Here is a 24,044-nt window from a genome sequence, read left to right as displayed (position 1 = left end):
CACAGTTTACTGTGGCAAGCAGTGTTAATTACATTTCCCTCTGCGATAACACTCGAATAATGGAATGGAGAGAACCCCAAATGATGAAGCATCCACTGACGCTGTCCGCGCTTGCGCTGCTGGTGTGCGCCTCGGCGCAGGCGGCGACCGTCGATCTGCGCGTGCTGGAAACCACCGATCTGCACAGCAACATGATGGACTTCGATTACTACAAGGACACGCCGACCGACAAATTCGGCCTGGTGCGCACCGCCAGCCTGATCCAACAGGCGCGCCAGCAGGCCGCCAACGCGGTGTTGGTGGACAACGGCGACATCATTCAGGGCAGCCCGCTCGGCGACTACATGGCAGCCAAGGGGCTGAAACCGGGTGACGTGCACCCGGTCTATAAGGCGATGAACACGCTGGACTATGTGGTCGGCAACATCGGCAACCATGAGTTCAACTACGGGCTGGACTATCTGAAGAACGCCATCGCCGGCGCCAAATTCCCGTATATCAACGCCAACGTCATCGACGCCAAAACGCAAAAACCGCTGTTCACGCCGTACATCATCGTCGATACGCCGGTGAAAGACCGTGACGGCAAGGCGCATACGCTGCGCATCGGCTATATCGGCTTCGTGCCGCCGCAGATCCTGGTGTGGGACAAAGCCAACCTGCAGGGCAAGGTGACGGTGGACGACATCACCGCCACCGCCAAGCGCTACGTGCCGCAAATGCGTAAACAGGGCGCCGATCTGGTGGTGGCGATCCCGCATTCCGGGCTGTCCAGCGAGCCTTACAAGGTAATGGCGGAGAACTCAGTCTACTACCTCAGCCAGGTGCCGGGCATCGACGCCATCATGTTCGGTCACGCCCATGCGGTGTTCCCGAGCAAAGACTTCGCCAACATCAAAGGCGCGGATATCGACAAAGGCCTGCTGAACGGCGTACCGGCGGTGATGCCGGGCCAATGGGGCGATCATCTCGGCGTGGTCGATCTGCAGCTCAACAACGATAACGGCAGTTGGAAAGTGACCGCCGCCAAAGCGGAAGCACGGCCGATCTACGATAAAGAGAACAAGACATCGCTGGCGGCGGAAGATGCCGCGCTGGTGAAAGTGTTGGCGGACGATCACAAAGGCACGCGCGAGTTCGTCAGCCAGCCGATCGGTAAATCCGACGGCAACATGTACAGCTACCTGGCGCTGGTGCAGGACGATCCGACGGTGCAGATCGTCAACAATGCGCAGAAGGCCTACGTCGAACATTACATCCAGGGCGATCCGGACCTGGCCGATCTGCCGGTGCTGTCGGCGGCGGCGCCGTTCAAGGTCGGCGGCCGCAAGAACGATCCCGCCAGCTACGTCGAAGTGGAAAAAGGCCAGCTCACCTTCCGCAACGCCGCCGATCTCTATCTCTACCCCAATACGCTGGTGGTGGTGAAGGCCAGCGGCAAAGAGGTGAAAGAGTGGCTGGAGTGCTCCGCCGGCCAGTTCAACCAGATCGACGTCAACAGCGCCAAGCCGCAGGGCTTGATCAACTGGGACGGCTTCCGCACCTATAACTTCGACGTGATCGACGGCGTCAACTACCAGATCGACGTCAGCCAGCCGGCGCGTTACGACGGCGAATGCCAGCTGATCAACGAGAAGGCGGAGCGTATCAAACAGCTGACCTTTAACGGCAAGCCTATCGATCCGAACGCCACCTTCCTGGTTGCCACCAACAACTATCGCGCCTACGGCGGCAAGTTTGCCGGCACCGGCGACAAACATATCGCCTTCGCTTCGCCGGATGAAAACCGCTCGGTGCTGGCGACCTACATCAGCGCCGAAACCCAGCGGCATGGCGCGGTGCGTCCGCAGGCGGACAACAATTGGCGTTTGGCTAACTTCAGCAGCAAGCAGCCGCTGGATATTCGCTTCGAGACCTCGCCTTCGGACAAAGCGACGGCGTTTATCAAAGAGCACGCCCAATACCCGATGACCGCCGAAGGCAATGACCGTATCGGTTTCGCGGTCTATCGCATCGATTTAAGCGCGAAATAATCACCAGGCCGGGGCACTCCCCCGGCCATCACCTCTATTTTCCCGCTGGCGCGCCCTTTAAATTGCATTTAAAATACATGTTATAAAATTCCTTCGTTTAAAGAGGCACTACCATGGATTACCGCAATCAATCCCTTGGCGCGCTCGCTATGGCCATTCCCCGGGCATCCCGCCTGTTTCGCCAGCATCAGCTGGATTTCTGCTGCGGCGGCCGGCAATCGCTGGCACGCGCCGCCGAGCGCAAAGGGCTGGATATCGACAGACTGGAAAACGAACTGGCCGCCCTGGCCGCCACACCGGAGCAGAGTCGGGACTGGCGCACGGCGCCGCTCGGTGAAGTAATTGATTACATTCTGCCGCGCTTTCATCAGCGGCACCGCGAGCAGTTGGCCGAACTGGTGCTGATGGCGGAAAAAGTCGAACGCGTGCATGGCGACAAACCCACCTGCCCGCGCGGACTGGCGAAGCAGCTGAACCTGATCCGCCTGGATCTGGAGAATCACATGATGAAAGAGGAACAGATCCTGTTCCCGCTGATCAAACAAGGCATGGGGCCGCAGGCCGCCGGACCGATCTCAGTGATGGAACATGAGCATGACGAGGCGGGTGAGCAATTGGAGGTGGTGAAGTTCCTCACCGATAACGTGACGCCGCCGGAGGGCGCCTGCACCACCTGGCGGGCGCTGTACAACGGCATCGACGAGTTCATCGGCGATCTGATGGAGCACATCAGCCTGGAAAACAACCTGCTGTTCCCGCGCGCGCTGAGCGGCGCATAAAACAAGGGCGCCATAAAGGCGCCCAGAGCAATCTTCGGTAGGATTACAGGATTTCCAGCAGCTCGACGTCGAACACCAGCGCGCTGAACGGCGGGATGGACGCGCCTGCGCCACGTTCGCCGTAGGCCAGGTTGTGCGGGATATACAGCTGCCATTTGGAACCGACCGGCATCAGGGTCAGCGCTTCAATCCAGCCTGGGATCACGCCGCTGACCGGGAATTCTGCCGGCTGGCCGCGCTCGACCGAGCTGTCGAACACGTCGCCGTTGATCAGACGACCGGTGTAGTGCACACGCACGCGATCCTGACGGGACGGGATCGGGCCGTTGCCCTGCTCCAGTACGGAGAACTGCAGGCCGGACTCGGTCAGCGTCACGTCGTCGCGCTTGGCGTTGTCGTCCAGGAATTTCTGGCCTTCAACGGCCATCGCCTGCTGGCGCTCGCGGCGCACCGCATCCGCACGCTCGTGGATTTCACGCAGCGCACGGTGCACCACGTCTACCGGAACCGCCGGGGCATTCCCTTCCAGCGCGTCGCGCAGACCCGCCAGCAAAGCTTCCGGTTGCAAACCTTCCAGCCCGGACTCTTGCAGCTGCTGGCCGACCTGTAAACCAATCCCGTAACTTGCTTGCGCTTCAACGCTGTCAAAAGAAGGGGTTGTCATGGGGTTTTCCTTAAGTCTGTAAAAAGTCGAAAGCGCAGCATAACAGCGCGTCAATGCCGGGTAAAATCTTGTGTGGAGAATGATGACTTTTGTCGTAGAAAAAGAAACAATAACCTTCTGTTAACGCCCGCAGCCGCAAACCCCGGCCCTGCCGCTCAGCCGCCTTTCACTTCAATCAGTTAGCGGACTATACTGAAAGCAGGATATCGGGCAGGCAACGCGCTTGCCGCGCCGCGCTCATTATTACGCCGTCGAAGAGAGGTCACCATGGGCAGAATCGCGCCCAGGAGAAGGAAAACCACCCGCATCTACCAGCCGCTGCTGCGCACCTGGCTGAACGTCAGCCAGCGCCTGAAACCGGGCGCCGCACCCACGTCTGAAGGCGCGGAACCGCCATCGGAGCCACCGTCGGCCAACGATAAAATGCAGCAGCTCAAAGCGCTGCTGGCCAAAGTCTGGCATCTGCCGGACCGTTTCCATTGGATGGAGCCGCTGCCCTACTTTCACCGCCGCTGGGTGCTGATCTTTGGCATCATTCTGCTGTTGGCGTTGCTGTGGCCCTATTCGCCCGAAAGACAGCCGTTCCCGGTCTCCCACCAAGAAACCAGCGTGCCACTGCAGGCCGATCTGCAAAACGACGGCGGTACCACTTCAGCCAACGAACCGACGCCGGCGGGCAACTGGCAGCGTTACCAAATCCAGCCAGGCCAGACCCTGGCCCAGCTGTTTCGCGATAACAATCTGCCGGTAAATGAAGTGTTTGCCATGGCGCAGGTGGAAGGCGGCGACAAGCCGCTGAGCAACATGAAAGCCGGCCAGGAAGTGCGCATCGAACGCGACGCTAACGGCGTGATTAACGCGCTGTCAGTCACCACCGTGGACAACAGCCAGGCGCTGTTCCGCCGCCAGGCCGACGGCAGCTACCGCCGGGAACGCTAATCCCTACAGCTGCGCCAGCAAAAACTCGCGCAGCACCACGCCCTGGTTGTGCTCGGTGTCCTTGCTGCCATACAGCAGCGTCAGCGTTTTCCCCTGCCGTAAGAGCGCCACCAGCGGCTGCCAGGCGTCGTTGGTAGCCAGCTGTTGGCGGTAACGCTCTTCGAAGACTGTCCACTGGTCGGTATGCTGATGGAACCACTTGCGCAGTTCGTCATCCGGCGCCACCTGTTTCAGCCACTGCACGCCCGTCAGCCGCTCCTTGCTGATACCGCGCGGCCATAGCCGGTCTATCAGATAACAGTGTTCCGGCGCCGGCGCGCTGAAGTCATAAACCCGCTGCAGCATAATCTTTGCCATCGCTCGCTCTCCTTTTCATCCCGTCTTCAAGCGTAGCGCGTTTTGCCGGGCGCAGAAAAGCAAAACGCCAGCGCGAGGCTGGCGTTTTAACCGGGTTAACAGCAGCGTAAATTACGCTTCTGCAACCACAACTACATTCAGCTGTGCGAACACGTCACTGTGTACCTGGAAGTGCACTTCGTGCTCACCAGTGGTACGCAGAACGCCGTTCGGCAGACGAACTTCGCTCTTGGCAACTTCAACGCCTGCCGCAGTCACTGCGTCAGCGATGTCGCGGGTGCCGATAGAGCCGAACAGTTTACCTTCGTCGCCAGATTTGGAAGCGATGGTCACTGAACCCAGTTCGTTGATCTTGGTTGCGCGAGCTTCAGCAGCAGCCAGAACGTCAGCCAGTTTGGCTTCCAGTTCAGCACGGCGTGCTTCGAAGAACTCAACGTTTTTCTTGGTAGCAGGAACAGCTTTGCCCTGTGGTACCAGGAAGTTACGAGCGTAGCCCGCTTTAACGTTAACTTGATCACCCAGGCTGCCCAGGTTTGCTACTTTATCAAGCAGAATAACTTGCATTACCTTATCCTCTCAAAGTCGTTAATGGACAGTGGCCGATTACTGATGACGATCAGTGTACGGCAACAAAGACAGGTAGCGCGCGCGCTTGATAGCACGGGCCAGCTGGCGCTGATATTTTGCACGAGTACCGGTGATACGGCTCGGTACAATTTTACCACTTTCGGTGATGTAGTTTTTCAGCGTAGCGATGTCTTTATAGTCAATCTCTTGAACGCCTTCCGCGGTGAAACGGCAGAACTTGCGACGACGGAAATAACGTGCCATTTGGCTAGTCTCCAGAATCTATCAATTCAATCTGCTCGGCATGCAGAACCAATTTGCTCAGCCCGTTGCGCCCTTGATGGCAGCTTACAAAGCCTTGCACGGTAATCTGACTGCCGACCGTTAATCTTTGAGTTAGTGCTTGTGACTGTTGTCCGCTGACAACCACGGGCATTCGGCACCATGCTTGTCTGCTGAATCCGGCTTCCATCTGCTGCGAACGGTGCTCTAGCACAAATTGGCAGTGCGGTATCCCGGAAGGACTCACTTTTCGAACCGGCGCCTTGCACACAGTGCCCGACAAGACCAGACGATTAGCCGTCACGACGGCAATTACTCTTCAGAATCCCCAGCATCTGCATCATCTGCGGTTTCGTTAGCGAAGTCTTCGCGGCGATCGCCACGACGTTCGTCTTTCGCTTTAACCATCGGAGATGCTTCAGTTACCGCGTGCTTAACGCGCATAACCATGCTGCGGATAACGGCGTCGTTGAAGCGGAAGTTAGTTTCCAGCTCATCGATCGCTTCCTGCGGCGCTTCAACGTTCAGCAGAACGTAGTGAGCTTTGTGCAGTTTGTTGATCGGATAAGCCAGCTGACGGCGGCCCCAGTCTTCCAGACGGTGAATCTGACCTTGCGCGTTAGTGATGGTAGCACTGTAACGCTCGATCATGCCCGGAACCTGTTCGCTTTGGTCAGGATGGACCATAAAAACGATTTCGTAATGACGCATCGAATTGCTCCTTACGGATTATTCAGCCTCCTGTCAGGGTCAACCGCGGCCCATGGAAGCAAGGAACGTGTTTAGTGTGCGGCTGAAAAATGACGCGTAATCATACTGACGCAGGGCGGGAAACTCAAGGACTGCGTGGGTTTTATTCGCGTTAATGCGAGGCGCTATGGGAAATAGCACGATTTGCTCGTGGGTGAACCTATGTACGCCGATCCATGGGTTTCAAAAATCTTTCAATGAAATCAGCGCTGAGTCACAAATCTATTTCATTTTTTTTGAAAGAGGTCATCAAAACACCCCACTTTTTAATCCGCAGTAACGGACTAAAATTAACCATATCCGCCGCAGACAGCGCGACGAAAAAGATTTCAGGTTATTCAATGCAGATAAATGACTTTTTGCCGCAGCGCCACTCGCTGTCAGGCCGTAACGGCAAAGGGTTAAGAGAGGCACTATGAAACGCATTATTCTCGCGACGGCGCTGGCCGCCCTGTTCTCCGCCAACGTGATGGCCGCGACGGAGATTAGCTCGCACCAGGCCGATCAACGCCAGAGCGTTGGCTTCGTCACCCTGAACCAGAACGTGGTTTCGCCGGATGACGCCAGCAGCCAGGTCAGTAAAATCGCCGATCAACGCGGCGCGACCTCTTATCGCATCATCGCCCTGCACGAACCGGGCGACAACAGCACGATGCACGTCAGCGCCGAGCTGTACCGCTAAAAAGACGCGCCACGCCAGGGAAATCCCCAGGGCTTCATCAGAAAGCCCGCTCAATCCTCGCCGGAGCGCCGCTTGTCGGGCGCTCCACTTTCTCACCTGTCACAGCTTGAGCAACGCCGGCGCGCTGAACGCTTTGCCCGGATTGTGCAATTGCAGCGCCATCCGCAGATAGTTTGTCCGCGTTTGCAGCAGCTCGGCGCTTTGCGTCAGCGTCACCCGCTGCTCGAAGGAGAGCGTACCGGCCGCCGCGGTGTGAGTGGCCGCCGCTTTCGGCGCGAAGGCAAACAGCGCCGTCAGGTTTTGCACCGTCTGCGCGGTGATGCGCGACAGCGGATCCGCCTTGTTTTGCCGCACCTTGCCGTCGGCTGCCCCCAACATCTCGCTGAAGGCCGCTGAGTTAAGATCGGCGCGCACTTTCATCGTTCCCACCAGCCCGCGCGCTGTCTCGGCCGTATTGCTGATACCCTTTATCATGCTCTCCGCTCCTTGCTGCCCTGAAAGAATTCACGCTGACATTCTCCTCCGCCATGCGTCAAACAATGACCGAAACAGCCCGCAGAGAGCGGCGCAATTCCACGCATCGCGCCCGGATGCGTATTACAGCTCGCGGAGGAAGAAATCGGTGGTAGCGGACAGCGCCAGCGGCGTGATGCGGTGCTTCACGCCCGGCTCGACGAGCGACGTCAAGCGGCCATCTGCGCCTTGCTGCCGCAGTTCAGCCGCCAAACGCAGGCTGTCCGCCGCCGGCACCACGTCGTCCGTCTCGCCGTGCCACAGCAGCAGCGGCCGCCCGGCGATCGTCTCCAAACGCCCTTCCAGCTCATACTCCGCCAACACGGCGGTGCGCGCCGCAAACGCCGCCGGCGAGAGTGCCTCGCCCTCTTCGCCCAACGGCGGATACAGCGTTTGCGCCAGCGCACGGTAATAGCCTGAGCCCATCAGGCTGGCGGCCACCCGGACCCACGGAAAGCGCGCGAAGGCGCCCAGCGCGGTCATGCCGCCCATTGAGGCGCCGGCGACGCCAATGCGGCCGTCGACGATCAGGCCAAGCCGCTCGAAATGCGCCTTGATCTGCGGCAGTTCGTCGATATTGCTGCGCAGGATCTCCCAGAATGACGCCAGGCGCTGCGCCTCATCGCCGTCGAATCGCTCGCCGTGCCGATCGGCATCCGGCAACACCGCCCGAAAACCGGCACGCGCCAGCGCATAGGCGAAGTAGGCGTACACCTCTTTCGACGAGGTATAACCATGACAGAAGAACACCGTCGGCAGCGGCCGATGATACTGCCCCGCCGGCACCGCATGGATCACCGCGATATCGCCCACTCGCTCGTCATGAATTTCGATCATCCGTTCATCCTCACTCCACCTGTTGGCCTTAATCATGACAAACTTGCGCGAAGCAGCGTTAGCTCAATCTGTTACAGCTTATATTGCGTTACACTGAAGCCATCGCACCGGCTCTTTCGAGGTCACCATGACGCTAGTCCGCACACTCATCGCCCTGACGCTGGCCGCACAGCTTTCCGCCTGCGGCATCATGACCACCACGCCGAAACCGCCACCGCCCCCCACCGCACAGGCGCAGGAGATCGTCCGCGCGCAGACCGCCGCACTGGCGAAAATGGGCACCATCACCGCCGTGGTGCGCGGCAGTCCGATGGACGTGGAAGCGGAGATCCAACGCAAGGCCACCGCCGCCGGCGCCCGTTATTACGTGATCATCATGAACAGCGAAACCGTCGTGCCGGGCCAATGGTATTCCCAGGCGATCCTGTATCGTTAAGGCGGGGATTTTTTAAGCAGATTTACACTGGCTTTGCACTGGCTGAAGAAGGGTGTTGCACACTGAGGGACAGCATGCCGCATGTTGCGGGTGTCGATTCAGGATCTGACGAAGGGGAACGCCATGAAACGCTCCACCGCACTCACCTCCCTCTTGCTTTCCATGGGATTGCTCAGCACCGGCGCACAGTCCGCCGAGCTGGCGCCCGCCGATCGCGTGACGCCGCTCAGTGAAATCGCCGAGATCACTTTCAACGATCTGCCCGGTTCGCCGCAGGAAGCGGAACTGGCCATTGCCCGCACCGCCGACCAACACGGCGCCAGCTATTACCGCATCCTGCGGATGGAAGAACAGGCGCACCCGCTTGGCTGGCGCGCCTCCGCCATCTTATACCTTTAATAGCTCATGCAAGCCGCATTCAACACGCCGCCGCTAACGGAGACGCCCCCCAGGAAAATCCCGGCGGCCAGGTGATTCGCTTCGATCTTTTCGCTGATGCGCGGCATGTAGATCTTCACGGCGGCGAACAGCAGCAGTTGCACCACCAGCGCCACCACGCCCCACAGCAGGTAATCCAGCAGGCTAATCGAGTTGATCGCCGCGCTGGCCAGCGGGATCACATACCCCAGGCAGGCGCCGATGAAAGCAAAGGCGGCGGATTGATTATCAGCCTTGATCAGCGCCCATTCATCGTGCGGGGTGATACGGGTATAGACGAACAGAAACACCAAAATCATGGCGAAGCCGCTGAAGAAGTAAGAGGCAAACGCCGCCAACGCGCTGAGAATATCCATGTGCATTTTCCTGTCAGAGTGAGGCTGAATTAAAAAGGTTTTCGCCGCCGGGCGCCACCCTTTTCCCTAACCGCCGATGGCGCGACTCAGCAGCAGTTCGCACACTTCGGCCGACAGCAGGCTCTCGCCACGGTGATCCAGCGTCATATGACACCAGGCGTCGGCGATCTGCGGGCTGGCGTGCTGCAGCAGCTGCGCGGCGCAGCACAGGTCGAACAGCTGCTGGGTCAGCAGCCGCCCCATCTCTTCACGCGGTTGCCGGGCACGCTGCTGCCACTGCCGCCAGGCGCGATCGAACAACCGATTCTGGCCGCGCACCGGCTGCAGCTCGAACTGCAACATCTCGAGCGCGCCCGGCAGTTTGTGCAGGCTGCGCAACACGTCCAGACACATGATGTTGCCAGAGCCCTCCCAGATGCTGTTCACCGGCATTTCACGGTACAGGCGCGGCAGTTCACTCTCCTCGCAGTAACCGATGCCGCCCAGCACCTCCATCGCCTCGGCGATGAACGGCATGCCCTGGCGGCAAATGCTGTATTTGGCCGCCGGCGTCAGCAGACGGCTGTAGATCAGTTCGCCTTCATTGCTGCGGCTTTCCCAGGCGCGAGCCAGCCGGAACAGCAACGCGGTATGCCCTTCCAGCCGCAGCGCCATGCGCGCCAAGACCTGGCGCATCAGCGGTTGTTCTATCAACAGCTTGCCGAACGCCTGCCGCTGCAGCGCATGGTACAGCGCCACCGACAGCCCGCGGCGCATCAGGCCGTGGCTGCCCAACGAACAGTCGAAACGGGTCAGGCCGCCCATCTTCAGGATATGCCGCACGCCGTCGCCCTCATCGCCCAGCAGCCAGGCCGTGGCATCCTGAAACTCCACCTCGCTGCTGGCGTTGGAGCGGTTGCCCAGCTTGTCTTTCAACCGCTCAAGGCGAATGGCGTTGCGGCTGCCGTCCGGCAAAATGCGCGGCAGGAAGAAGCAGGACAGCCCGCCTTCGGCCTGCGCCAGCACCAGGTGCGCATCGCTCTGCGGCACCGAGAAGAACCACTTGTGCCCCACCAGCCGGTAGGCTTCGCCCGGCCCGCGCGCGCCGAGCGGCGTGGCGGTGGTGGTATTGCTCAAGACATCGGAGCCGCCCTGTTTCTCCGTCATGCCCATGCCGATCAGCAGGCCGCGCTTTTGCCCGCCCGGCAGCAGGTGAGCGTCATAACGGTCCGACAGCAGCGGCGTCAGCCAGGAGCGAAACTCGGCCGGTAAAGCCTGCAGCAACAGCGGCGTGGCGCCGAAGGTCATGGTCACCGGGCACAGCGTGCCGGCCTCGACCTGCGCATGCAGCATAAAGCGCGCGGCGCGCGCCACGAAGGAACCGATGCGCGCATCCTCCTGCCAGGGCAGGTTGTGCACCCGATTGGCGATCAGGCCCTGCATCAGAATATGCCAGGCGGGGTGAAAGCGAACGTCGTCCAGCCGCTGGCCAGTGGCGTCGTAGCGCAACAGTTCCGGCGGGTTGGCGTTAGCCAGCCGCCCCAGCTCCAGCGACTCCTGGGTACCGAGCTGCTGGCCCAGCGAGGCCAATACCTCGGCGTCCCAACCGCCTTGTTCACGCTGCAACGCTTCGCGCAGCGGCGTATCGGAGAGAAACAGGTTGCTGTTGCCCAGCGGCTTGGGTTGGTTAAAAACGGTGTGCGTAGTCCAGACCATGAGAGTGCTCCCTGAAAAAAGCGTCAGGGATAAGTATGGTCGGCGCAGAGATTTCTGCCGCAGGCGGGATCACAAGAGGGGGAATTAACGGGGGCACGGGGCCCCCGTCAGAAGAATCAGCCGCGCTGACGCACCGCTTCGAACAGGCAGATGCCGGTGGCGACCGACACGTTCAGCGAAGAGACGGTGCCGGCCATCGGGATGCTGATCAGCTCGTCGCAGTGTTCGCGAGTCAGGCGACGCATGCCTTCGCCTTCCGCGCCCATCACCAGCGCCATCGGGCCGGTCATTTTGCTCTGATACAGCGTATGGTCGGCTTCGCCGGCGGTGCCCACCACCCAGACATTCATCTCTTGCAGCAGACGCAGCGTACGTGCCAGGTTGGTCACGCGGATCAACGGCACGTTTTCGGCGGCACCACAGGCCACTTTCTTGGCGGTGGCGTTCAGCTGGGCGGAACGGTCGCGCGGCACGATCACCGCGTGCACGCCGGCTGCGTCGGCGCTGCGCAGGCAGGCACCGAGATTGTGCGGGTCGGTCACGCCGTCCAGCACCAGCAGGAACGGGGTCGCCACGCTTTCCAGCAGGCCCGGCAGATCGTTCTCCTGATACTGACGCCCTTCGCGCACCCGGGCGATGATCCCCTGGTGCACCGCGCCTTCAACCTTGTCATCCAGCCATTGGCGGTTCGCCACCTGGATCACGATGCCGGTCGCTTCCAGCTCGGCGATCAGCGGTTGCAGACGGCGATCTTCGCGGCCTTTCAGGATAAACACTTCCAGGAAGCGTTGCGGATCGCGCTCTAACAGGGCTTTGACGGCGTGGATGCCGTAAATAATTTCGCTCATGATGCTCTTTTAAATTCGTGCGGCCGGCGATAACCGGCCGATGATAACGATGTGCGGCAGGTTAAGCCTGCTCGGCACCTTTCTTCTTGGCTGCGCGTTTGGCTTTGGTCGCCGCCGCGATTTTCCGCGTTTTGTCGGACGCTTTCTTGGCTTTCTTTTTCGCCTTCTTCACGTTGTCCGCAGGCTTGGTGTCATCCTGCTTGCGGAAGGCGCTGTCCGGTTCGAAGTTGGCCGGCGGTTTGCCGCCGCGGCGCTTGCCGCGCCCCGCGCTACCGTTGTCGCGCAGCGTGCGCTGGCCGCCCTTCTTGGCGCGATCGCGCTCGGTTTTGCCTTCACCGCGCGCTTTGCGGGTGCTGGATACCAGCGCGAAGTCGATCTTGCGCTCGTCCATATGCACCGCATCCACGCGGATCTCCACCGTATCTCCCAGGCGATAGACCGTGCCAGAAGATTCGCCGATCAGGCGCTGGCCGATATTATCGTAGCGATAGTAATCATTATCCAGCGTTGATACGTGCACCAGCCCGTCGATAAACAGATCGTTCAGGCGTACGAAGAAGCCGAAGCCGGTCACGCTGGAGATGATGCCGCTGAACACTTCACCGACGTGATCCTGCATGAAGTCGCACTTCAGCCAGTCGGCGACGTTGCGCGTCGCTTCGTCCGCGCGGCGCTCAGTCATCGAACAGTGTTCGCCCAGCTGCAGCATCTCTTCGAATTCGCTGTGCCAGCCGCCGGTCGGCGTCCAGCGCTCTTTCGGCTCGCCGTGTTCTTTGGCCAGCTGATATTTGATCGCGCGGTGCAGCGCCAGATCCGGATAACGACGGATAGGCGAGGTGAAGTGGCCGTAAGACGCCAGCGCCAGGCCGAAGTGGCCGCGGTTTTCCGGATCGTAAATCGCCTGCTTCATCGAGCGCAGCAACATGGTTTGCAGCATTTCGTGGTCAGGGCGCTCGGACACTTCATCCATCAGCACCGCATAGTCCTTCGGCTGCGGCTTGTTGCCGCCGCCCAGCGTCAGCCCCAGCTCGCTCAGCACGCTGCGCAGCGCGGAGATGTGGTCATCACTCGGACGATCGTGCACGCGGTACAGCGCCGGCTCGTTGCGTTTCTCGACGAAGCGCGCGGCCGCCACGTTGGCCATGATCATGCACTCTTCGATCAGCTTGTGGGCGTCGTTGCGCACCGTCGGCTCCACGCGCTCGATGCGGCGTTCGGCGTTGAAGATGAATTTGGCTTCTTCGGTTTCAAACGCGATGCCGCCGCGCTCGGCGCGCGCCTTATCCAGCACCTTATACATCGTGTGCAGCTCTTCCAGGTGCTTGACCAGCGGGTGGTAATGCTCGCGCAGCTCCTGATCGCCCTGCAGAATGTGCCACACCTTGTTATAGGTCAGGCGGGCGTGCGAGCTCATCACCGCCTCGTAGAATTTGGCCGTGGACAGGCGCCCCTGGGCAGAGATGGTCATCTCGCATACCATGCACAGGCGATCGACCTGTGGGTTCAGGGAGCACAGTCCGTTGGACAGCACTTCCGGCAGCATCGGGATCACCTGCGACGGGAAGTAGACCGAGTTGCCACGGCTGCGCGCTTCGTCATCCAGCGCGGTGCGTGGACGCACATAGTAGCTGACGTCGGCGATCGCGACCCACAGGCGCCAGCCGCCGCCGCGTTTTTTCTCGCAGTACACGGCGTCGTCGAAGTCGCGCGCATCTTCACCGTCGATGGTGACCAACGGCAGTTTGCGCAGATCGACGCGGCCCTTCTTGGCCGCTTCCGGCACCTGCTCGCTGAGATCGGCCACCTGCTTTTCCACCTGCGGCGGCCAGGTATGCGGGATCTCATGGGTGCGCAGCGCGATGTCCACCGCCATGCTGGTGCCCATTTTGTCGCCGAGGATCTCGACGATCTTGCCGACCGCCTTAGTACGGCGGGTCGGGCGCTGAGTCAGCTCCACCACCACCATAAAGCCCATGCGCGCGCCGCTGACGCTGTCGGCTGGGATCAGAATATCGAAGCTCAGACGGCTGTCGTCCGGCACCACGAAGCCGGTACCGGCGTCCATGAAGAAGCGGCCGACAATCTGGCTGGTTTTCGGCACCAGCACGCGCACGATGCGCGCTTCGCGGCGCCCTTTACGGTCCGCACCCAGCGCCTGCGCCAGCACCACATCACCGTGGATCGCCATTTTCATCTGTTCGGCAGACAGGTACAGATCGTCTTTGCTGCCTTCAACGCGCAGGAAGCCGTAGCCGTCGCGGTGGCCGATCACCGTGCCGCGCAGCAGATCCAAACGCTCCGGCAGCGCATAGCACTGGCGGCGGGTAAACACTAACTGGCCATCGCGCTCCATGGCGCGCAGGCGGCGACGCAGCGCTTCCAGCTGCTCTTCACCGCTGAGGCCCAATTCGTTGCCCAGTTCTTCGCGACTGGCCGGCGTTTCTCGTTTCGCCAAATGGGCCAGGATATATTCACGGCTGGGGATAGGGGATTCGTATTTTTCTGCTTCTCGTTCCAGGAATGGATCTTGTGACATTGCGGTTCCTCCGTTGTCATCAGCAGGATGACGTTGAGCCTTGTCTTCTCAACGTCGTTTTATTCGACAAGCAATAGCTTGTAGAGCGGCGGATTGTCTTCGACCATGTCGGCCAACGTATGCTTATCCAGCTCTTCAAGGAAATTCTGTACGCCCTGTTGGAGCACCTGCTTCAATCGGCAGGCAGGGGTGATGTGGCAAAAATCACTGCTGCAGTTAACCAGCGCAAGCGGCTCCAGCGCCCGCACGACGTCACCGAGGCGAATGCTCTCGGCCGGTTTACCCAAACGAATGCCGCCATGCTTACCGCGCACCGCCGTGACAAAACCGACCCGGCTCAACTGATTGATGATCTTCACCATATGGTTGCGGGACACGCCATAAACCTCAGTCACTTCCGAGATGTTGGTCATCTTGTCCTGCGGCAACGAGGCCATGTAGATCAACGCCCGCAGGCCATAATCAGTAAAACTTGTTAACTGCACATCTTACCTCTGGGTATCACTTTACCCGTCTGATACGCCGCTTTTCGGCGCTATTCAAAAGATTACTCATTGGATAATAAACCAGCCGGAGAGTTCGTCGCTAATTATTTAGCGGATCCCGCGCCCTAAGGCGAGTTTATGAAAGGATTTTTTGACGTGAAACCGCAATCGGAGGGAGTCAGGATAAAAACAAACCGGGACGCGCCCGGTTTGTTTAATGCCGCAAAGCCTGATTATGCGTCGAACGGGTCGCGCAGGATCATGGTTTCGCTGCGGTCCGGGCCAGTAGAGATGATGTCTACCGGTACGCCGGTCACTTCTTCGATGCGCTTGATGTAGTTCAGCGCAGCCTGAGGCAGCTTGCTGTGCTCTTTCACGCCAAAGGTCGTTTCGCTCCAGCCCGGCATGATTTCGTAGATAGGCTCGATGCCTTCCCAACCTTCAGCCGCCAGCGGAGTGGTGTCCACTTCGCGGCCGTCCGGCATGCGGTAGCCCACGCAGATCTTCACTTCTTTCAGGCCGTCCAGGACGTCCAGTTTGGTCAGGCAGAAGCCGGACAGGGAGTTGATCTGCACCGCGCGACGCACCGCTACCGCGTCCAACCAGCCGGTACGACGACGACGGCCGGTGGTGGCGCCGAACTCGTTACCCTGCTTGCACAGGTACTCGCCGGTTTCATCGAACAGTTCGGTTGGGAACGGGCCGGCACCCACGCGAGTGGAGTAGGCTTTCACGATGCCCAGCACGTAGTCCACATAACGCGGGCCAATGCCGGAACCGGTAGCCACGCCGCCGGCGGTGGTGTTGGAAGAGGTCACGTACGGATAAGTACCGTGGTCGATATCCAGCAGGGTGCCCTGAGCGCCTTCGAACATGATCAGGTCGCCACGCTTGCGTGCGCCGTCCAGCAGTTCGGAAACGTCAACCACCATGGCGGTCAGGATGTCGGCGATAGACAGTACGTAGTCCAGCGTCGCCTGATAATCGACGGCTTCAACTTTGTAGTAGTTGACCAGCTGGAAGTTGTGGTAATCGACGATCTCTTTCAGCTTAACGGCGAAGGTTTCTTTATTGAACAGGTCGCTGACGCGCAGGCCGCGACGAGCCACTTTATCTTCGTAAGCCGGGCCAATGCCGCGACCGGTGGTGCCGATCGCTTTCGCGCCGCGCGCTTTCTCACGCGCGTTGTCCAACGCAACGTGGTAAGGCAGGATCAGCGGGCAAGCTTCAGAGAGTAACAGACGTTCGCGTACCGGGATGCCACGCGCTTCGAGTTCACCCATTTCTTTCATCAACGCGTCCGGCGCCAGAACAACACCGTTGCCGATGATGCTGGTGACGTTTTCACGCAGAATACCTGAAGGAATTAAATGAAGGACGGTTTTTTCACCGTTGATTACCAGAGTGTGGCCAGCGTTATGGCCACCTTGGTAGCGCACAACATATTGAGCCCGTTCAGTCAGCAGGTCTACAACCTTGCCTTTACCTTCGTCACCCCATTGGGTGCCCAGTACGACGACGTTCTTACCCATTTTTCAAAATCACCGATTGCTTAAAAATGGATTCTACCACCGTAATTTTCGATTTTCAGCACTTTTAGCATACGATTGCATAAATTTTGGGCTAGACTTTAAAGACCCGTGCGGCCGCTCAACATGTAGTAGATCACGCAGCCCGCAACCACTATTCCACCACCAAATCGCCGCAGCGTCGCGTCCGGCAGCTGCGACATCGCCACAATCATTTTGCGCCAGGCCTGCGGAAACAGCATCGGCCCTAACCCTTCCAGCACCAGGACCAGCCCGAGCGCCAGCCAAATCGTTGAGTTCATGCATCCCCCAAAAACGAGAAAGGGCCCGCGTAAACGGGCCCTCGGTCAGATTGCCTGCCGCGCTTATTTGCGCAGGGTATCAGGCGACTTCATGTAGCGGAAGAAATCGCTGTCCGGGCTCAGTACCAGCACGTCCTGGTTGTCCTTGAAGCTGGCTTCATAGGCACGCAGGCTGCGGATAAAGGCATAGAAGTCCGGATCCTGGCTGAACGCGTTGGCGAACAGTTTAGCCGCTTCGGCATCGCCTTCACCGCGGGTGATACGCGCCTGACGCTCGGCTTCCGCCAAGGTACGGGTCACTTCGTAGTCCGCGCTGGCGCGCAGTTTCTCAGCTTCTTCCTGGCCCTGCGAGCGCAGACGACGGGCTACCGCTTCACGCTCGGCGCGCATACGCTGGTAGATGGCGTCGGACACTTCGGCCGGCAGGTTGATCTGCTTGATACGTACGTCGATCACCTCGATGCCCAACGCCGCCATGCTGTTCGGGTTAACCTGCGGCTGTTTGCCGGTGGTTTCCCGTTCAACGCGCGCCGCCGCAGAGGCGATAGCGTCATCGGCTTCGGTGGTCGCCACTTCTTCGCCGTCACCCACGGTGCCGGTGTTCAGCGCGTCACGCACGTCAGACATCAGCTTGCCGCGCGAGTCGGTCACGATGTCTTTCACGTCCAGACGGCCGATTTCGGAACGCAGACGGTCGCTGAACTTGCGTTTCAGCAGCACTTCGGCCTGGGAGACGTCGCCGCCGCCGGTCGCCAGATAGTAGCGGCTGAAGTCGCTGATGCGCCACTTCAGATAGGAATCGACGATCAGGTCTTTCTTCTCGCTGGTCACGAAGCGATCGGCCTGGTTGTCCATGGTCTGAATACGCGCATCCAGGTTCTTCACGGTCTCAATGAACGGGATCTTGAGGTGCAGACCCGGCGCATACACCAGCGGCTTGTTTTCGCCGTCGCGCAGAACCTTGCCGAAGCGCAGCACGATGCCGCGCTGGCCTTCCTGCACCACGAACAGCGAAGCGTACAGCACCACCAGCACCGCGAGGACAATAACTACAAAAGACTTACGCATTGATTACTCTCTCCCTACGCGAGTGGTGTCGTCACGCTGCGCATTCGCCCGGCGCTGATCCATAATCGAACCGCCGCTGGTACGCGGAGCGCTGCTGTTGGCAGCCGGCGCAGGATTCGGATTGAGGCGAATCAGGCTGGTATCCTTGTTGCCGCTCTCCGTTGCCGCGCCTTGACCGCGCAGCATCTGATCCAGCGGCAGCACCATCAGGTTGTTGCCTTTGTCGCTCACCAACACCTTACGGGTATGGCCCAGCACTTTTTCCATGGTTTCGATATACAGACGCTCGCGAGTAATCTGCGGTGCGGACTTGTATTCCGGCAACAGCTTGGCAAAGCGCGCCACCTCACCCTGAGCTTCCAGGACGGTACGGTCTTTATAAGCCTTGGAGTCTTCCAGCAGACGCTGCGCCTGGCCGTTCGCACGCGGCTGAACTTCGTTGGCGTAAGCTTCCGCTTCACGGATGTATTGCTGCTCGTTCTCACGCGCAGCGATCGCATCGTCGAACGACGCCTTCACCTCTTCCGGTGGACGCGCCGCCTGGAAGTTGACGTCCAGCAACGTGATACCCATGTTGTAAGGACGAATAGTCTCTTCCAACATGCGCTGCGTATCGTTACGCACCACTGTACGGCCTTCGGTCAGGATGCGGTCCATCGAGTATTTGCCGATCACGCCGCGCAGGGCGCTGTCGGTCGCCTGGCTCAGGCTGTCGTCGGCATTGACGACGCTGAACAGGTACGCTTCCGGGTTGGTCACGCGGTACTGCACGTTCATTTCCACGCGCACCACGTTTTCATCGGAGGTCAGCATCACGCCGGACGCCGCCAGCTCGCGCACGGACTCCACGTTCACCGGACGCACGTCATCGATGAAGGTCGGCTTCCAGTTCAGGCCCGGCTGCACCAGGTGGCTGAACTTACCGAAACGCGTCACAACGCCGCGTTCGGCTTCCTTGATGGTGTAGAAGCCGCTGGCGGCCCAGATCACCACCACGGCAACCGCCGCGATACCGATAATGCGGCCGCTGAAGCCCGGACCAGAGGTGCCGGTACCGCCGCTATTGCTGTTGGAGCCTTTGCCCCCGCCGAAACCGCTCAATTTCTTGCTCAGTTTGCGGAAGATATCGTCCAAATCAGGTGGCCCTTGATCACGACCGCCTTTGTTGTTACCGCCAGAGTTGCCGCCATTATTATTGCTGCTCCCCCACGGGTCGCGGTCCTGTCCGTTATTACCGGGCTGATTCCACGCCATGTTTTAGCTCCATATTCTGTGATTGGGTACTTCAGGCTTTCGCGAAGCATAAATGTAACAGGATATGATCATACGATAAAGTCAATCAGGTCCTGTTCTTGCTTGCAGAGACGACGCCATTCGACGATCGGCATTCGCACCACCACGCCAATGCTGCCGTCCTCTTCGTTCCACTCTTTTTCAATCGCCTGAAGCTGGTAAAAACGGCTGCGAAGACGGCCTGCCCGTGGCGGTAAGCGCAATTCGTAATGCGCGATCTCCCCCGATAAGCGCTCCGTCAACGCCTGATACAGCAACGGAATACCCTCTCCGCTGGCGGCGGACAGCCACACCCGGATCGGCAGGTTTTCGTCGTTGCGGTCGATACGCGGCACAAAATCGTCCAGCATATCTATTTTGTTCATCACTAACAGTGTAGGAATTTCATCCGAGTCTATCTCCGCCAGCACGGTGTTCACCGCTTCGATGTTCTCATCAACGCGCGGATCTGCGGCATCGATGACGTGCAGTAGCAAAGACGCCTGGCGCGTTTCCTGCAGCGTCGCCTTGAAGGCGGCCACCAGATCGTGCGGCAGGTGCCGGATAAAGCCTACGGTATCCGCCAACACGGTATCCCCCACGTCCGGCACGTCAATGCGCCGCAACGTAGGATCCAGGGTGGCAAATAGCTGGTCCGCCGCATACACCTCGGCAGACGTTATTCGGTTAAACAGGGTGGATTTGCCGGCGTTGGTGTAGCCCACCAGCGATACGGTCGGCACATCGGCACGGGTCCGCGCGCGTCGGCCTTGTTCACGCTGCTTTTCTACCCGCTCGAGGCGGCGCAGAATCAAGCTGATACGATCGCGCAACAGGCGACGGTCGGTCTCAAGCTGGGTTTCCCCCGGCCCGCGCAGGCCAATCCCCCCTTTTTGCCGCTCCAGGTGCGTCCAACCGCGTACCAGACGCGTGGCGATGTGACGCAACTGCGCCAGCTCCACCTGCAGCTTACCTTCATGGGTGCGGGCACGCTGGGCGAAGATGTCTAAAATCAGCCCGGTGCGATCGATCACCCGGCATTCGCACAGGCGCTCGAGGTTTCTTTCCTGCGCCGGGGAAAGGGAATGATCAAACAGGACAACAGACGCGCCGCTGGCTTTCACCGCATCTGCAATTTCTTCGGCCTTTCCTTCGCCGACAAAGTACTTCGGATGCGGGGCTTTGCGGCTACCAGTCACCACTTGCAAAGCTTCGACACCGGCTGAGGAAACCAACGATTCGAACTCGTTGAGGTCTTCCGTATCTTTGTCTTGCGAGAAATAGATATGAACCAGTACGGCCTGCTCACCGGCTTCATAACGGTCAAACAAGCGTGCAACCTCTCAAACGGACACTCACCGTGAGTTTGGGGGACATAAACAGCCCGCGGCTGCTTATGCTCCCCGTCATGGTTGACTTGCAACGCGCTTTATTCAGCGTCATCGCTTTCCTGCTGCGGCTGTTGCTGCGCAGACGGATTGTTGCCATGGTGATAGTTGCTTGAACCGCCGCTCGGGTTGTTGCTGTGATGCGAAACCGGGCGTGACGGGACGACGGTAGAGATAGCGTGCTTGTACACCATCTGGCTAACCGTGTTCTTCAACAGGATGACAAACTGGTCAAAAGACTCAATCTGGCCTTGCAGCTTAATACCATTCACCAAATAAATAGAAACCGGAACACGTTCACGACGCAATGCGTTCAGGAACGGATCTTGCAAAGATTGCCCCTTAGCCATTCTATCTTTTCCTTATTTGCTTGTTGTTTGTAACTAAGAACCTGTCGGCTCTAAAATAAACGACGTAAAAAATTTGCGCGCTGAATACTCAGCAATTGTACACAATCACCCAACCTATGCACTAACAACCTGTGTCACCGAGTCCAAAGCCTCTCCCGGCTTTTCACTGTCCAACCAATGGACCGACTCCCAACCCCGTAACCAGGTCATCTGACGTTTAGCCAACTGACGTGTTGCGCAAATACCACGATAAACCATCTCATCGTAACTAATTTCACCAGACAAGTATGACCACATCTGGCGGTAACCGACACAGCGAATGGAGGGCAAGTCCGTATGCAAATCACCCCGTGCGAAAAGTGCACGCGCTTCCGTCTCAAAACCCGCCGCCAACATTTGATGGTACCGCAGCTCGATGCGTTGATGGATCAACTCACGGCTGGTCGGCGCTATCGCAAATTGGTGAACTTGATACGGTAACGATTCACCCGAAATTTGAGTCAGTTCCGTTAAAGTTTTACCCGAAATAAAAAAAACTTCCAGTGCTCTGGACAGTCTCTGCGGATCATTCGGATGAATTCTCACTGCCGCGACCGGATCGATCGCCTGCAACTGACGGTGCAGCGCCTCCCAGCCCTGCTCCGCCGCTTGGCGTTCGATGCGCTCGCGCACCGCGGGATCGGCGGAGGGCAGCGGCGACAATCCTTCCAGCAACGCCTTGAAATACAACATGGTGCCGCCGACCAGCAGCGGAATGCGCCCGGCGGCGGTGATATCGGCCATCTCCTTCAGCGCGTCGGCGCGGAACTCCGCGGCCGAGTAAGCTTCGGCGGGATCGCGAATATCGATCAGCCGATGCGGCGCCTGCGCCAATTCTTCGGCGCTCGGCTTGGCGGTGCCGATATCCATGCCGCGGTAAATCAGCGCGGAATCGACGCTGATCAGTTCCACCGGCAGGCGTTCGCGCAGCGCGATCGCCAGCGCGGTCTTGCCTGAGGCGGTCGGCCCCATGATGAAAATAGCCGGGGGACGTGGTGTCATTTCAGTGTTAGTCATGCTTGAGGGCCGCCAGTGCGGCCTGTAAATCAACGGGTTGTAAAAGTCCGCTCGGTGGCGATTTGACCAGCTGCGGGCAAAGTCGTTCAACGTCGGTCAGCAATTGTATCGCTTGCGAGGTGTTCCACTGTTCATGTTCGCTGCCAAGACGGCGAGCGAGCCAGGTGGCCAGCACCGCGGGCGACATCTCCTGATGTTCGGCCAGATAGCCTAACAGTTCGGGTATCAGTTTTTGTAAATTTTGTTGGCGTAATGGTAAAGGCACTGCACGCAGCGTCACACGGCCGTGATCCGTCTGCAGATCCAGCCCCATCATCGTCAGCAGCGCCTGATGCCGTGCAATGGCCGCCGCTTCGTTCTTATCCAACGTCAGCTTGATCGGTATCAGCAGCGGTTGCGGCCGCAGCCCTTCCGTCGGCGGATTGAGCTGCGCCTGGCGCAGCCAGCGTTCGGCCACCGTCAGATTGAGCAACGCAGGCTGCTGGCGCTGTTCAATCAGCGCGTAGCACGGCGGATGGATCATCAGCACCCGGCCAAAGCTGTGTTGTCCGCTCGCCAACGGCGTTTCCACGGCGGCTTTCGCCGGCGGGAACAGCGGCGGCTTGCTCGAAACTTCCGGCGCCGCATCGGCCGGTGGCTCGGTGGCGGGCTGCATCAGTTTGCCATACAGCTCGCCTTCGCGTTTCTGGTAACCGCCCGCCGTTTGCCAACCGGGCTGCGGCGCGCGCTCGCGGACGGCGCCGGCCGATGACGGCGTTTCGCGACGCGGCGCCGGCTGAGAAAAATGGTTGCCGCCGGCGGCGACGCGGTTTTCCTGCTGCCAGACCGGCGCGGGCGCTTCGTCGGGCGTTTCCGCCAGCGGCAGCGACGGTGTCTGACCGGCCTGTTGCAGCACGGTGGTCACCGCCTGGTAGATAAAATCGTGTACCAGCCGCGCCTGATGGAAACGCACCTCGTGCTTGGCGGGATGAACGTTGACGTCCACCTGGTGCGGGTCGACTTCCAGATACAGCACGTAAGCGGGCTGCTGATCGTCTTTTAGCTGATCCTGATAGGCCTGACGAATCGCGTGATTGATCAAGCGATCGCGCATCATGCGGCAATTGACGTAGCAGTATTGCATCTCACCCAGCTGGCGCGCCCCCGCCGGATCCGCCACCCAGCCGCGGATACTCAGATCGCCGTGTTGCCAGTCGATGTTCAGCGCATGCTGTAAAAACGCCGGGCCGCAGATGCTGCCCAAACGGCGTTCGTGCTGGCTCTCTTCTTTCGCCGCCCGGTATTGGCGGATCAGTTTGCCGTTGTGGCTGAGGTTGATCGCCACATCGAAACGCGCCAGCGCGATGCGCCGCACCACTTCATCGATATGGCCGAATTCGGTTTTCTCGGTACGCATGAACTTGCGGCGCGCCGGCGTGTTGTAAAACAAATCCAGCACTTCCAGCGTGCTGCCGACCGGGTGCGCGGCGGGTTTGACCGTCACCGCCTGCTCGCGCCCTTCGGCATAGGCTTGCCACGCCTCGCTTTGTTCGGCGGTGCGCGACGTCAGGGTCAAACGGGAAACCGAGCTGATACTGGCCAGCGCTTCGCCGCGAAAACCGAGGCTGACGATCGCTTCCAGGTCATCGAGCGTGCTGATTTTACTGGTAGCGTGCCGCGCCAGCGCCAGCGCCAAATCGTCCTTGCCGATGCCGCAGCCGTTATCGCGAATGCGGATCAGCTTGGCACCGCCGCGTTCGATATCGATATCGATGCGCGTCGCACCGGCGTCCAGACTGTTTTCCACCAGCTCTTTGACGACCGACGCGGGGCGTTCAACCACCTCTCCGGCGGCGATCTGGTTGGCGAGCTGTGGCGGTAACACCTGGATAGGCATGCTGAC

At 59.6% G+C, this 24,044-nt stretch carries 28 protein-coding genes; 7 read left to right on the top strand and 21 right to left on the bottom strand.

Annotation, left to right across the window (positions count from 1 at the left end; all coding sequences use genetic code 11):
* Positions 1-80: 80 nt before the first annotated feature.
* Positions 81-2,033 carry a bifunctional 2',3'-cyclic-nucleotide 2'-phosphodiesterase/3'-nucleotidase gene (locus ACSJLU_RS02030; protein WP_380827479.1) on the top strand — a complete coding sequence of 651 codons (1,953 nt, stop codon included), beginning with the start codon at positions 81-83 and terminating at the stop codon, positions 2,031-2,033.
* 113 nt (positions 2,034-2,146) lie between these two features.
* Positions 2,147-2,812 carry an iron-sulfur cluster repair protein YtfE gene (gene ytfE, locus ACSJLU_RS02025; protein ID WP_261464663.1) on the top strand — a complete coding sequence of 222 codons (666 nt, stop codon included), beginning with the start codon at positions 2,147-2,149 and terminating at the stop codon, positions 2,810-2,812.
* 43 nt (positions 2,813-2,855) lie between these two features.
* Here the strand turns inward: ytfE and fklB are convergent, their stop codons facing one another.
* The gene (gene fklB, locus ACSJLU_RS02020) at positions 2,856-3,476 is read right to left on the bottom strand and encodes an FKBP-type peptidyl-prolyl cis-trans isomerase (protein WP_004933618.1); all 621 of its coding nucleotides are present in this window, start codon (positions 3,474-3,476) and stop codon (positions 2,856-2,858) included.
* Between the two features lie 267 nt (positions 3,477-3,743).
* On the opposite strand from fklB, the gene ACSJLU_RS02015 reads away from it, so the two are divergent.
* Positions 3,744-4,415, top strand: coding sequence for an OapA family protein (locus tag ACSJLU_RS02015; protein ID WP_049208601.1), 672 nt, complete (start codon positions 3,744-3,746; stop codon positions 4,413-4,415).
* Positions 4,416-4,418: 3 nt separating this feature from the next.
* Here the strand turns inward: ACSJLU_RS02015 and ACSJLU_RS02010 are convergent, their stop codons facing one another.
* The 5 genes from ACSJLU_RS02010 to rpsF all read right to left on the bottom strand — a co-directional run bounded on the left by ACSJLU_RS02010 (position 4,419) and on the right by rpsF (position 6,332).
* Positions 4,419-4,772: a DUF488 domain-containing protein gene (locus ACSJLU_RS02010; protein WP_025305032.1), complete on the bottom strand. Its 354-nt coding sequence runs from the start codon at positions 4,770-4,772 to the stop codon at positions 4,419-4,421.
* A 111-nt stretch (positions 4,773-4,883) separates the two neighbouring features.
* A complete protein-coding gene (rplI, locus tag ACSJLU_RS02005; RefSeq protein ID WP_004933629.1) occupies positions 4,884-5,336 on the bottom strand; it encodes a 50S ribosomal protein L9 in 453 nt (150 codons plus the stop codon).
* A 39-nt stretch (positions 5,337-5,375) separates the two neighbouring features.
* The gene (rpsR, locus tag ACSJLU_RS02000; protein ID WP_000135199.1) at positions 5,376-5,603 is read right to left on the bottom strand and encodes a 30S ribosomal protein S18; all 228 of its coding nucleotides are present in this window, start codon (positions 5,601-5,603) and stop codon (positions 5,376-5,378) included.
* A 4-nt stretch (positions 5,604-5,607) separates the two neighbouring features.
* Positions 5,608-5,925, bottom strand: coding sequence for a primosomal replication protein N (priB, locus tag ACSJLU_RS01995; protein ID WP_049233092.1), 318 nt, complete (start codon positions 5,923-5,925; stop codon positions 5,608-5,610).
* Positions 5,926-5,933: 8 nt separating this feature from the next.
* Positions 5,934-6,332 carry a 30S ribosomal protein S6 gene (rpsF, locus tag ACSJLU_RS01990; RefSeq protein ID WP_004933634.1) on the bottom strand — a complete coding sequence of 133 codons (399 nt, stop codon included), beginning with the start codon at positions 6,330-6,332 and terminating at the stop codon, positions 5,934-5,936.
* 236 nt (positions 6,333-6,568) lie between these two features.
* Here rpsF and ACSJLU_RS01985 point away from each other — a divergent pair, with 236 nt between their 5' ends.
* Together ACSJLU_RS01985 and ACSJLU_RS01980 are read left to right on the top strand one after the other, a co-directional pair.
* Complete coding sequence (locus ACSJLU_RS01985) at positions 6,569-6,790, top strand: hypothetical protein (RefSeq protein ID WP_164066293.1); 222 nt, start codon at positions 6,569-6,571, stop codon at positions 6,788-6,790.
* Positions 6,787-7,053, top strand: a complete 267-nt coding sequence (locus tag ACSJLU_RS01980; protein ID WP_043139300.1) for a DUF1471 domain-containing protein — start codon at positions 6,787-6,789, stop codon at positions 7,051-7,053. Before ACSJLU_RS01985 ends, ACSJLU_RS01980 begins: the two co-directional genes overlap by 4 nt.
* Before the next feature lie 99 nt (positions 7,054-7,152).
* Here the strand turns inward: ACSJLU_RS01980 and ACSJLU_RS01975 are convergent, their stop codons facing one another.
* Positions 7,153-7,527 carry a hypothetical protein gene (locus ACSJLU_RS01975; RefSeq protein WP_025305030.1) on the bottom strand — a complete coding sequence of 125 codons (375 nt, stop codon included), beginning with the start codon at positions 7,525-7,527 and terminating at the stop codon, positions 7,153-7,155.
* 123 nt (positions 7,528-7,650) lie between these two features.
* The gene (gene yjfP, locus ACSJLU_RS01970; protein ID WP_380827470.1) at positions 7,651-8,403 is read right to left on the bottom strand and encodes an esterase; all 753 of its coding nucleotides are present in this window, start codon (positions 8,401-8,403) and stop codon (positions 7,651-7,653) included.
* A gap of 127 nt (positions 8,404-8,530) precedes the next feature.
* Here yjfP and bsmA point away from each other — a divergent pair, with 127 nt between their 5' ends.
* A complete protein-coding gene (bsmA, locus tag ACSJLU_RS01965; RefSeq protein WP_025305028.1) occupies positions 8,531-8,839 on the top strand; it encodes a biofilm peroxide resistance protein BsmA in 309 nt (102 codons plus the stop codon).
* Positions 8,840-8,962: 123 nt separating this feature from the next.
* On the top strand, positions 8,963-9,238 hold the full coding sequence (locus tag ACSJLU_RS01960) for a DUF1471 domain-containing protein (protein WP_025305027.1): 276 nt from the start codon (positions 8,963-8,965) through the stop codon (positions 9,236-9,238).
* On the opposite strand, the gene ACSJLU_RS01955 is transcribed toward ACSJLU_RS01960, so the two are convergent.
* The 13 genes from ACSJLU_RS01955 to mutL all read right to left on the bottom strand — a co-directional run bounded on the left by ACSJLU_RS01955 (position 9,235) and on the right by mutL (position 24,038).
* A complete protein-coding gene (locus ACSJLU_RS01955; RefSeq protein WP_016929354.1) occupies positions 9,235-9,633 on the bottom strand; it encodes a DUF350 domain-containing protein in 399 nt (132 codons plus the stop codon). The genes ACSJLU_RS01960 and ACSJLU_RS01955 overlap by 4 nt on opposite strands.
* Before the next feature lie 66 nt (positions 9,634-9,699).
* Positions 9,700-11,328 (bottom strand): isovaleryl-CoA dehydrogenase, encoded by a 1,629-nt coding sequence (locus tag ACSJLU_RS01950; RefSeq protein ID WP_049208603.1) that lies wholly within the window; start codon positions 11,326-11,328, stop codon positions 9,700-9,702.
* 116 nt (positions 11,329-11,444) lie between these two features.
* Entirely contained in the window at positions 11,445-12,176 is a 732-nt protein-coding gene (gene rlmB, locus ACSJLU_RS01945; protein ID WP_025305025.1) for a 23S rRNA (guanosine(2251)-2'-O)-methyltransferase RlmB, read from the bottom strand.
* A gap of 61 nt (positions 12,177-12,237) precedes the next feature.
* Positions 12,238-14,712, bottom strand: coding sequence for a ribonuclease R (rnr, locus tag ACSJLU_RS01940; RefSeq protein ID WP_141997083.1), 2,475 nt, complete (start codon positions 14,710-14,712; stop codon positions 12,238-12,240).
* Between the two features lie 59 nt (positions 14,713-14,771).
* The gene (nsrR, locus tag ACSJLU_RS01935) at positions 14,772-15,197 is read right to left on the bottom strand and encodes a nitric oxide-sensing transcriptional repressor NsrR (RefSeq protein WP_025305023.1); all 426 of its coding nucleotides are present in this window, start codon (positions 15,195-15,197) and stop codon (positions 14,772-14,774) included.
* Positions 15,198-15,430: 233 nt separating this feature from the next.
* The gene (locus tag ACSJLU_RS01930; protein ID WP_025305022.1) at positions 15,431-16,729 is read right to left on the bottom strand and encodes an adenylosuccinate synthase; all 1,299 of its coding nucleotides are present in this window, start codon (positions 16,727-16,729) and stop codon (positions 15,431-15,433) included.
* 98 nt (positions 16,730-16,827) lie between these two features.
* On the bottom strand, positions 16,828-17,028 hold the full coding sequence (locus ACSJLU_RS01925; RefSeq protein WP_004933666.1) for a DUF2065 domain-containing protein: 201 nt from the start codon (positions 17,026-17,028) through the stop codon (positions 16,828-16,830).
* Between the two features lie 63 nt (positions 17,029-17,091).
* Positions 17,092-18,096, bottom strand: coding sequence for a protease modulator HflC (gene hflC, locus ACSJLU_RS01920; protein ID WP_004933669.1), 1,005 nt, complete (start codon positions 18,094-18,096; stop codon positions 17,092-17,094).
* A 3-nt stretch (positions 18,097-18,099) separates the two neighbouring features.
* Complete coding sequence (hflK, locus tag ACSJLU_RS01915; protein WP_025305021.1) at positions 18,100-19,350, bottom strand: FtsH protease activity modulator HflK; 1,251 nt, start codon at positions 19,348-19,350, stop codon at positions 18,100-18,102.
* A gap of 68 nt (positions 19,351-19,418) precedes the next feature.
* Entirely contained in the window at positions 19,419-20,699 is a 1,281-nt protein-coding gene (gene hflX, locus ACSJLU_RS01910; protein WP_004933675.1) for a ribosome rescue GTPase HflX, read from the bottom strand.
* 98 nt (positions 20,700-20,797) lie between these two features.
* A complete protein-coding gene (gene hfq / locus ACSJLU_RS01905; RefSeq protein WP_004933678.1) occupies positions 20,798-21,106 on the bottom strand; it encodes an RNA chaperone Hfq in 309 nt (102 codons plus the stop codon).
* A gap of 114 nt (positions 21,107-21,220) precedes the next feature.
* Positions 21,221-22,162, bottom strand: coding sequence for a tRNA (adenosine(37)-N6)-dimethylallyltransferase MiaA (gene miaA / locus ACSJLU_RS01900; RefSeq protein WP_025305020.1), 942 nt, complete (start codon positions 22,160-22,162; stop codon positions 21,221-21,223).
* Positions 22,155-24,038, bottom strand: a complete 1,884-nt coding sequence (gene mutL / locus ACSJLU_RS01895) for a DNA mismatch repair endonuclease MutL (RefSeq protein WP_197791152.1) — start codon at positions 24,036-24,038, stop codon at positions 22,155-22,157. The genes miaA and mutL overlap by 8 nt, the downstream gene beginning before the upstream one ends.
* Positions 24,039-24,044 lie beyond the last annotated feature (6 nt).

Source organism: Serratia bockelmannii (assembly GCF_051803255.1).
In the GTDB taxonomy this organism is placed as follows: Bacteria; Pseudomonadota; Gammaproteobacteria; order Enterobacterales; family Enterobacteriaceae; genus Serratia; species Serratia bockelmannii.
This window is presented reverse-complemented; position numbering and strand designations above follow the sequence as displayed.